This is a genomic window from Sulfitobacter sp. HNIBRBA3233 (genome assembly GCF_040149665.1).
Classification (GTDB): Bacteria; Pseudomonadota; Alphaproteobacteria; order Rhodobacterales; family Rhodobacteraceae; genus Sulfitobacter; species Sulfitobacter marinivivus.
The window spans coordinates 44,378-53,711 of record NZ_JBEFLP010000007.1; the positions used below are offsets into that span (position 1 = coordinate 44,378).

At 53.3% G+C, this 9,334-nt stretch carries 4 protein-coding genes and 2 pseudogenes; 2 read left to right on the forward strand and 4 right to left on the reverse strand.

Annotated features, from left to right (window positions below; translation table 11 throughout):
• Positions 1-264: 264 nt before the first annotated feature.
• Positions 265-1,006, forward strand: a pseudogene (locus tag ABMC89_RS18240) (IS3 family transposase); the annotation flags it as partial.
• A gap of 60 nt (positions 1,007-1,066) precedes the next feature.
• Here ABMC89_RS18240 and ABMC89_RS18245 read toward each other — a convergent pair.
• Both ABMC89_RS18245 and ABMC89_RS18250 read right to left on the reverse strand, forming a co-directional pair.
• On the reverse strand, positions 1,067-3,172 hold the full coding sequence (locus ABMC89_RS18245) for an ATP-binding protein (protein ID WP_349570528.1): 2,106 nt from the start codon (positions 3,170-3,172) through the stop codon (positions 1,067-1,069).
• Between the two features lie 224 nt (positions 3,173-3,396).
• Positions 3,397-3,897, reverse strand: a pseudogene (locus tag ABMC89_RS18250) (transposase); the annotation flags it as partial.
• A gap of 389 nt (positions 3,898-4,286) precedes the next feature.
• On the opposite strand from ABMC89_RS18250, the gene ABMC89_RS18255 reads away from it, so the two are divergent.
• Positions 4,287-6,599 carry a mechanosensitive ion channel family protein gene (locus tag ABMC89_RS18255; RefSeq protein ID WP_349570530.1) on the forward strand — a complete coding sequence of 771 codons (2,313 nt, stop codon included), beginning with the start codon at positions 4,287-4,289 and terminating at the stop codon, positions 6,597-6,599.
• A gap of 831 nt (positions 6,600-7,430) precedes the next feature.
• Here ABMC89_RS18255 and ABMC89_RS18260 read toward each other — a convergent pair.
• Together ABMC89_RS18260 and ABMC89_RS18265 are read right to left on the reverse strand one after the other, a co-directional pair.
• Positions 7,431-8,723, reverse strand: a complete 1,293-nt coding sequence (locus tag ABMC89_RS18260; protein ID WP_349570532.1) for a hypothetical protein — start codon at positions 8,721-8,723, stop codon at positions 7,431-7,433.
• Between the two features lie 334 nt (positions 8,724-9,057).
• Positions 9,058-9,334: type 2 periplasmic-binding domain-containing protein (locus ABMC89_RS18265; protein WP_500812335.1), on the reverse strand; the 277-nt coding region annotated here is incomplete at its 5' end.

A 9,334-nucleotide genomic window follows, 5' to 3' on the forward strand; every position in this document is an offset into this window, starting at 1 on the left:
CGACAACATCTTCATCGAGCGTCTCTAGCGATCGCTGCAGTATAAGTGCGTTTAGCTGCACGCCTAGGAGACCGAATTACATGCCAAGGCCGGGGTTGCCCGGTGGATCACCTTCTACAACCACCAGCGGCCCCACGCCGTCCATGCTGGACAGCCGCTCGCCGTGGTCTACTTCAACCAGATCTAAATCGACCAGCGGGGGCAGAGAGTAGCTTAAACTACCTTCCCAAAGCTGTCCAAGAGATGTGGGGTAGCTGAGTTTGCCCGGAGATCCAACGGGTCTGGGAGGAGAATTACCAGGCCTACGATGTCCGTAGGGCATGGCATCAACTGAAGCGCGAGGGCCTTGAGCTGGCGCGCTGCACGGTGGAGCAACTGATTAAGCAGATCAGCATCCGTGGTGCCGTGCGTGGAAAGGCGGTTAAAACAACGGTTCCTGACACGTCAGCGCCCTGTCCGCGTGACAAGGTGAACCGTGTATTCCGGGCACCAGCCCCAAATCTGCTATGGGTCAGCGACTTTCCCTACGTGTCGACATGGCAGGGTTTCGTCTATGTGGCCTTCGTCATCGACACATTTGCTGATCGCATCGTCGGATGGCGGGTCTCGCGGTCTGCCAAAACTGACTTTGTCCTCGATGCTCTGGAACAGGACCTGCATGATCGACGCCCTGTTCAGAAGGGCGGGTTGGTCCACCACTCGGGTCGCGGAGGACAATAGTTGTCCACTCAATACACCCAGCGTTTGGCCGAAGCCGAGATCCAGCCGTCAGCCGGCTGTGTCGGAAACTCGTATGATAACGCCCTCGCTGAGACGATGAATGGTCTCTACAAAACTGAACTGGTCCATCGGCAGAGACCGTGGCGTAAAATGCAAGATCTGGAAATGGCCCCACTCGGATGGATCGATTGGCTCAACAACAGACGGACCCATCGGAAACCTCCCGCCAGCAGAGGCTGAAGACAACTTCTATGCACAGCGCGACGTGCTCAATATGGTCTCGTGAAATGAAGCTATAAGTCTCCGGTGAAACCGGGGCGATTCAAAGCACAGTGCGGAAGAAGCGTCACGCTGACTTTTTCAGCATTGATTTTCCTTCCACATGTGGAATCTGAACGCTGAAGCAGCTTCCCGATCCAAATTCACTTTTGACGGTTAGCTGACCTCCATGCAATTCAATCAGATGCTTTGCGATCGAAAGTCCGAGACCAAAACCGCCATTCTTTCTTGCCAAGGAGTCATCAACTTGTTGAAAACGGTCGAAAATCCTTCCAAGATATTCGGTGGGGATCCCACAGCCGGTATCCTGGATATGGATAGATAGGATTTCACCATCATCGACGACCCGCATATCTATTCCACCTTTTTCAGTGAATTTTATAGCATTTGAAATCAGGTTGTAGAAGACCTGCTTCAGTCGAACATTGTCTGCCAGTACCACCATCGGTCTACACCCAGTATATTTGAAGTATAGATTCTTCTTGATGATCATAGGTCTTAGCTCCTCACCGACCTCGTCCAATAGTTCGTCTATCCTTATTTCATTTATGTTTACCTGCGTTGTTCCACGCTCGCATGTTGTCCAATCTAGAAGGTCTTCGACAAGTTTGAGCATGTGAGCGGCAGATGTATCAATTTTCGCGCCCTGACTGCGAACAAAGCCCTTGTAGGAGTCGAGCGTCTCAGTGACTTCATCTGAAATTTCGGTCGAGGACGAAACGAGCCCGTTTAGTTTCTGAACTATCGGAATGCGATCCTGATTAACTAGAAACGAAGCGTGACCTAAAATTACCGTGAGTGGCGTCCTCAACTCATGTGAGACATTACTAATAAAACGAGTTTTCTCCAAGTCGGCAGCTACAGCAGCGTCAACCGCTTGTTTTTCCATTGACACATCTGTCACAATTCCAACCCGAAACCCATTCGTTGTGCGCGCCTCGGTGACTTTGAGCCAACGACCTTCATTAGTCCATTCAACAAACGGTCCGCTTGGGTTATTGAAGCGACAAACTCGCTCATTAAGCCATTCCTCTTCGCGGCCTATGGCTTCGGGAAACTGGCCGCGCGAAACTGCAGCCCTCATCATGACTTCAAATGAAGCGCCCTCCGTCATCATTTCAGAGAGTAGCGGGTAGTAATCTCGGAAACGGCGATTAACGGTTACCAGTTTTCCGTCCTTATCGAACGCTATGAAGCCTTCGTTAAGACAGGATACTGACTCAAGAAGCAGGCGGTGAGCAGATTCTCGGTCACGCGAAATACGGTGGAGTGTAGTTGATGCCACAGCCAGCAGAATGGAAATGGTAAAGCTCACCGCTAATATCAAAGGTGTCCATGGTGAGGTAGCTGTCCAGCCCTCCCGTGGAATGGCAGATAAAAACCAATCGACTCCCAGCATCGGAAAAGAAATGAGTGCCGGATTGTTTTCTCCTATGAGATCGTTTGCGTCTTCTGTAGCGTTCTCTGCTTGTTCTCTCTGGTTCGATAGGCTGAATATCAACCCTCCTAAGTCAAGGTCCGTAGCTTGATCCAAAATCATTCGATCTGCATCTATGACAACTGAAATGATGCCCCAAAACTTCCGAAACTTTGAGGATAAATTCTCTAGGAAGACAGGATACCTGAGAATATAGCCTTCGCCTCCTTGAACGAGATTTACCGGACCGACAACAACTGGTCTTGCTTGCCGGTATGCTAAAGCAACGCTAGACATCTGTTCCGGCACTTCCCAATATCTCGTACCAATCGCCTTGCTGTCTCGATTTGGAAAGGATTGGGTGAGTACCAAGTCTGGCGCCAGACCAACAGCTAGAATTGATTGATTACGCGCGATAAAGCTCTCAATCTCATTTTCGATAAGATGGCTCGTCTCGCCACCATTCGCTGTCAGAATAGCCTCCACCTTGCCGGCAACCATCTTGGCATCAAAGAAAGATAAACGAATTTGATTGCTTGCCACCATCAAGGCTTTTTCAACATCACGGCGCTCTTTGCTCGAATAGTCAGCGTTGCTAGCTTGAGCCAGTTTGACGCTTACAAATACCGTTACTACGATGGCAAAAGCGCCAAGAATTAAGAAAAAGTTTGACCAAGCCGAAAGTCCGAGCCTTCGAACAGTGGCATTGAACCCGATATCAATGATTGATGCATTCGGAGCTTCGATCTCCTTCATAAGCCCCACCTTCCCTATCAAGGTCCATTCAACCTAATGGCGGGTAAGGAACTTCAGTTATGTGGCATTTTTGTGGCAAGTTATGGAGGCGGATTCATCGCTCTATGACCGCCATTGATGCCACCACACTTGAGCGGTGCAAGTCGCAAATAAGAGCTGGGTGCCCGCGTACCACTCGATCGCATCCCCGCACTGACACAACCGCCCGGCCTAGATCCGTCCACGCCGTCCCTGTTGACGTCGAGTGCCACATAAACGGCCTTATTCTTCACCATGTGGCAATCAGTATCGTGGATCTCGACCCTGAGCGCGTCGGAAATGACGCTTCGATACATGCGATCAAGCGCCCGAGATTGGCATTCGCATACGTCGTCCAGCAAAGCGTCTGAGACGCGTCTGATCAGGTCCGGTGACACTTAAAGACCGTAGGTGTCCTCAACGTGGGCACGGATGTCGCGAACGGTGCGATCGGCGGCGTAGAGGCCAATGATCTTGTCATTCATACCGTCGATCAGGGTCTGACGCTTCGTGATCGGGTCGGGTTCAAAGCTGCCTTCCCGGTCGCATGGCAAGGCAATCGGCAGTTTGCCGTCCTGGCTCTTCAGGTGCTTGGCTGACGTGCCGTTGCGCCGAGTGGGCTGACTCGGCGGCCCGTCCGTGTCGCCCTCGTATCCTAGATGGGCCGTCAGCGGCGCGCCGAACATGCGCTCCCTCTGTTTTGCTCTGCAACTCACCGGACTTCTTTTAGGCGGTATCGATGGTGACATGCTGCTTGGAGGGTTCGGACTCGGGGCGTTGATCGTTACGGGCTTGTCTGCAGGTGTGTGCGCACCGTTCTCGCGGCGCAAGATGAGGTTCAGTTGACTTCTGAGCAAGCTGATTAGGCCCTGATCCGGGCGGCGTGCGACTTTACTGACTGAGTGGATTTGCTGGAATATGGAGTAACCGCAGGCTCGGCTGCAGAGTGTGTTCAGTTCATCGAAGGGCTACGCAACGCGCAAGTGGCTTGATGAATGCGATCAGATCCAAGTAGTAGCGATATTACAGGGCGTGCTGGTAGATCACGGCAAACCGATTAAGGTGCAGGGTGAAATAACCCGGAGAAGAAGACCATTTGACCCGCCTCGCGCATCTCATCGGCCTCATATTCATCTGCTTGGCCACCGTTTCGCTCGCTCAAGGTTCAAACGACTGGACCGGCGAATGGGATACGTACTGGCGCGACGGCGAAGCGCGGATGACCCTTCGACAGGAGGCCGACAGTGTTCGGGGAACCTATACGCCCGGCGATGGCCAAATCGAGGGCCAGATCGAAGGACGCGTGTTACGTGGACTATGGCGTCAAGACGGAACAGACGGTCCGGTGGTCTTTGCGCTGTCTGAAGATGGCCAGACTTTCACAGGGCGGTTCACGGGCGGCGAGTATTGGAATGGTCGTCGGGTCACAGCGGCGGCTCTGCGAGCCGAAGAGGTTTTGGCCCCGGCTAATCCGCGCGAAGTTTTGCGGCGACTAGTGGACCTCGGCAATGCCACGGTCTACGGCGCGGATATTGCGGCTGTCAGCGCCTTTGATCGATTGCTGTTCTACGCGGGTGAAACTGCAGGTGTGCGCGAGGAACGTCGCCGCAGGCAGTTGCTTTGGACACTGATCGACCTCTCCACATTTCGGATCTACGATGCACCCCGAAATGTCGAAGGTGGGACAGCCGAGTTTAGAATTGGTCCGGCCGCGACAAACTACGACTATGTCTTGCAGTTTAAAAAGCTTGACCAGGCTTGGTACATGGTCGTCCCTGCCGAGGCTGATTTGCAGAGCGATCTGGACGGGATGATCGCCGCTTTGGGATATCCAACGCTGACCGCGCTCAATGCAGCTAGGGCGGATAGTCCTCGATCGGCCATTCGAGACTTCCTCTCGGGCGCAAGAATTTGGGAAGAAGGCGGCGCTGAAAAAGCCCTTGCGCGACTCGATCTCTCTTTCGTTCCGGAACGGTTCTACGGTTTCGAAGCCCCACTGCTTGCGCAATACCTCAAGCAAGTCATCGACAGGGCAGGTTTCGTCACCTGGCAAGAAATTCCCGACGATCCTGATCGCTCGTTAGCTTACGTTTTCTATCGGCACCCCGTCGGGTCGGTTGTCATTGATCGCGTCGCGCAACCAGACGGCGAAGGAGAGATCTGGGCTTTCACGGTTGAAACCATGCGCACCGCCCCCGATCTATTCGCGGCAATGCAGGATCTGCCGATTTCCGACGCCATTCCCGACGCCGAGCCTATTACCCACTTTTTCGAACTACGCGAAAAGATACGCACGGTTGCGCCCGGCTTTCTACATCGCATCGGCCCACTCGATGTCTGGCAGTGGCTCAGTTTACCAGTATTTATTTTGTCTGCAATTCTGATTGGTTGGCTTGGAGGCGCTGCGCTTTCTCGACTGTTGAGTGTTTCGCTACGGCGTGCCGAACGCGGTGTTCGGGTTGCCGCCGCGCGGCGCCTTGGCCGACCTGCGGGTCTTGCACTCGGGAGCGGTCTGGCAATCGCAGCATTGCTATGGGTTGGATTGGCACAGACGGTTCTTGGACCGTTCGCCATCTTCTTGGCCATACTGACGACCGTTGCCTTTGGCTGGTTTTGCTACATCCTGGCAGAAGTAGTCGGCAGTTATTTTCTGCGCCGTGCGGAGCGCACGCCGGGCTTCGTAGACGAGATCGCAACATCTTTGATCTTTGGTGTCCTGAAGGTCGCTGTCGTAGCCATGAGTATCATCGCAATCGCAGATGTGTCGGGCTTACCCTACGAAGGTGTGATCGCTGGTCTTGGGGTCGGTGGGGTGGCGCTTGCATTTGCGGCGCGTGAAACGGTTTCGAACCTCATAAGTGGTGCTATCCTCATGAGTGATCGTCCATTTCACCGTGGGGACCTGATTGAGGCGGACGGCAAACTGGCCAGCGTCGAAAGGGTGGGACTAAGGTCGACTAGACTGAGAACGCTCGACGATGAGGGCGTGATCATTCCGAATTCGCAGCTGACAGACAAAGCCATCGTAAACTGGGGCCAGAGACGGAAGCGTAGTGTTCGCGTTGAAATAGGGCTAACTTTTGATACGCCGCGCGAAAAGCTCGATGCTTTCGTTGTGCGGCTGCGTACTTTGTATCTCGAACAGCCAAGTGCAGATCAGAACACGGCTTATGTGGGATTAAAGTCCATCAGTTCATCGTCGCTGGAAGTCGAACTGTGGGGATACTTCAACGTTCCTGACTATCCGGCGCAAGTAGAAGCTAAACATCGTCTAATCGCTGATATTGTGGACCTAGCACGTGACCTTGAGGTTGAATTAGCGTTTCCAACAAGGACTATCGTTTTTGCATCCAGTGCTACAGTGACCCGTTCTGTAAACAGTAAAGCCACCAAGCTAATTGAAAATTGATAGGCACTGTAGCCATGCTGTGCTACCGGAAGTGTCCCCGCTTGGGTCTAGATTTTCCGCGCTTTGATCACACAGACGGGCTGGATGCGCTCGTGAAGGCAGCCAACGAAAGAGGGTTGAAGACGACACGGGGAAATGGGTGGACCGTCAGCTCGGCACAGCGAGCCTTGATGAGAGTAGCGGATAGAAGCTAGCACGCGATGATTAGTCTTCGGTAGCAACCTCTCAGATATTATCAGGTGACCACAGGCACATCATTTCTAGTACAAGAGTTACACCTAGAGAAGCGGACTTCACAGTGTTTCCGGCCTGCCTAACCGCCTCCTGTTAGCTGCGTAGGAGTGCCTAAAACTCAGAGCCAACCTACACCGAAATAGGCAATCGTCCTATCGGCCAGAATTTTCCTACCCCTTCAGAGCTTCGTTTAGAGTGTGAATGGGGTGTATGGTTGGTATTACAGTTATTAGGGGCACCAATTCCCTGCCCTTCCAATCGAAAGTTGCAGATCTTAACCAAAGCCACAATGGCCTAGCTTAAACGCATTAACTGCCTGTTCAACGCCGCTTCCCTCTAGAAGAGTCTGCGGTCAATAAAAGTTTCGGTTCCGACCTGGCTATTCCGCTTTTAGCGACCTTGTAAATGCTGTTCAATTGCACCCAAGCGTGTGACTGTGACGATCGCATCAACGCGCTTTGCCATTAGATCGCGAGAGGCGCGCGTAGAGAGCCATACAGAGGCGCATCTCACCGATCCTATGATTCGTGATCATTCAACTTCGCGCCCTGAAACGCTTTCTGAAGCTCTCAGCACGTACCTCTTCGGCAGGTAATGTCACAACTTTTGCCAGCGCCGCGACAGGCTTCTCAGCGCACGATCAACCTTGTTGTTCAGCGCTGTGTATGACACCGATCTTCCCTTCGCACGGAGCTTTACCGGCTTTGTCTTGATTTCCCTATTTCGGAAACGGGCTGCGTGGATCTGCTCCAGCGATCGGTGCATTTGATCGAGACCGTACACACCACTTCTGGCGAAGACCTCTTCTTCGGTCACGTTGACAGAAAAAGGCAGATCTCTCAGTGGATCATCCGGACTGAAGGTTGGCAGAAAGAACTCAAAGACAAGCTTTCTGAGATCCTTGAAATCGAAGTCTTTGAGATCCGCAATGGTTTCTAACCCGAGCGCGGCGGGGACACCTACGGTGCCCGGTACCGTTCGCAACGTTACTTCCACTCTCGAACGCCATTGGTCTGCCGGAAGGTATAGTACGGTGGATTTATTCGGATCTCGATGATCTGTCGTCTTATCCATTACGCGCAACATGACGGGAAACTCTTTCGACCCGATATAGCTGGTGGTATCGATGGGTGGCTTATTATGATTGCCCTTCCGAAGAGGCTGAAGGAGCTCTAGGGGAAGACTCAGGCGCATGAGTTGCGCGGCCATTGACGCAGGCGGGGTCCCTCGCCGACCCACAAAATAGGTCGCGGTACCCTTGCCATTCACCTCGCTGAAGAACCTCGGAAAGCACGATTCCGCCTCTGTCAGGATGTCTTTTGGCTTCAGGTGACGCCGCAGCAGATCCGTCATCCGCCAACGCAGGAGGTTTTGAGCATCAAGGTTCCGGGTCGCCTGATCCATCACATAGAAATCGACCGAGATCTCGATACCCGAGATCCGAAGATCTCGGATGGTGTCTCGACCTGGGGCATATTTCTTGGCCATCGCCTTGAGCAATTCGATCAATGCGCGCGGCTGCGGCCGCTGGATCCGAAGCGTGAACGCTGAGCCTGTGTATCCAGGGCGCCCATCCGGCCCGGATACAAAGACACCCGGGTGAAAACCTAAGTCCTTGAGGAACCGACTGGCGAACCGCTGAACGTTCACAGCCTGATGACGACCCGTCGTCTCGAGCCCAATGTCGATCCAATCGATCTCCGCGTGACAGCGATAGTCATTCAGCTCGATATCCGGCGCGACAAGAAGCCGGTTTCTCAAAACGGGCTGAACGGATGCCCCGTTGGGAGCTACATAGAGTTTGGTGCTGTATTGCACAGACGGCGGATCCAAAGTGGTCGGCCAACTTGGAGCCGTGTTAAACAGCAGTGGAGCATCGATCCGTTTCAAACATTCCTCCTGAAAATGCATTTCGTCGCGCGAAAGATCACAAAGTCAAATTCACGACAAGAGTTTGTACCAAAGCTCTCATGCGGCGATATCACGGTAGGAAGCGAGCCCCAGCCGCTCAGCTTACCGAAGACAACCAAAACCCCATATTAACCCTGAAATAAAATGGCGGATTTTCATCCTTGGAGTAAGAAGCCAGCATCCGAAGTCCTAGACAATTGGGGCTTTCTTTTGAGGGCGCTGTAGGTAAGGAAATCCGGATTCAACCCCGATCCTTATATCGGCAAGGCTTGCCGGGCTCCTGATCGGATGTAAAACTCGATGGGTGGAGCAACTAAACGCGCATCTCGCTGAACACATCCGAGACCACCTTGCGCAGCCACTTCTGGCCGGGCTCGCGCTCTGTTCGCAGATCCCAGCAAAGGTCGAAGGAAAACACCACTTCCTGCAGAGGCAGGGGGGCGGACCGCAGGTTGTTCAATCGAGGGTCGAGTGAAAACAGGCGTCGCGGGGCAATGGCGATCAAGTCTGAATTGGTCACGATATCGGGGATTTCAAACCAGCTTGCGACGGTCATCGCCATGTGCCGCTTCAATCCGCGCGCTGCCAGA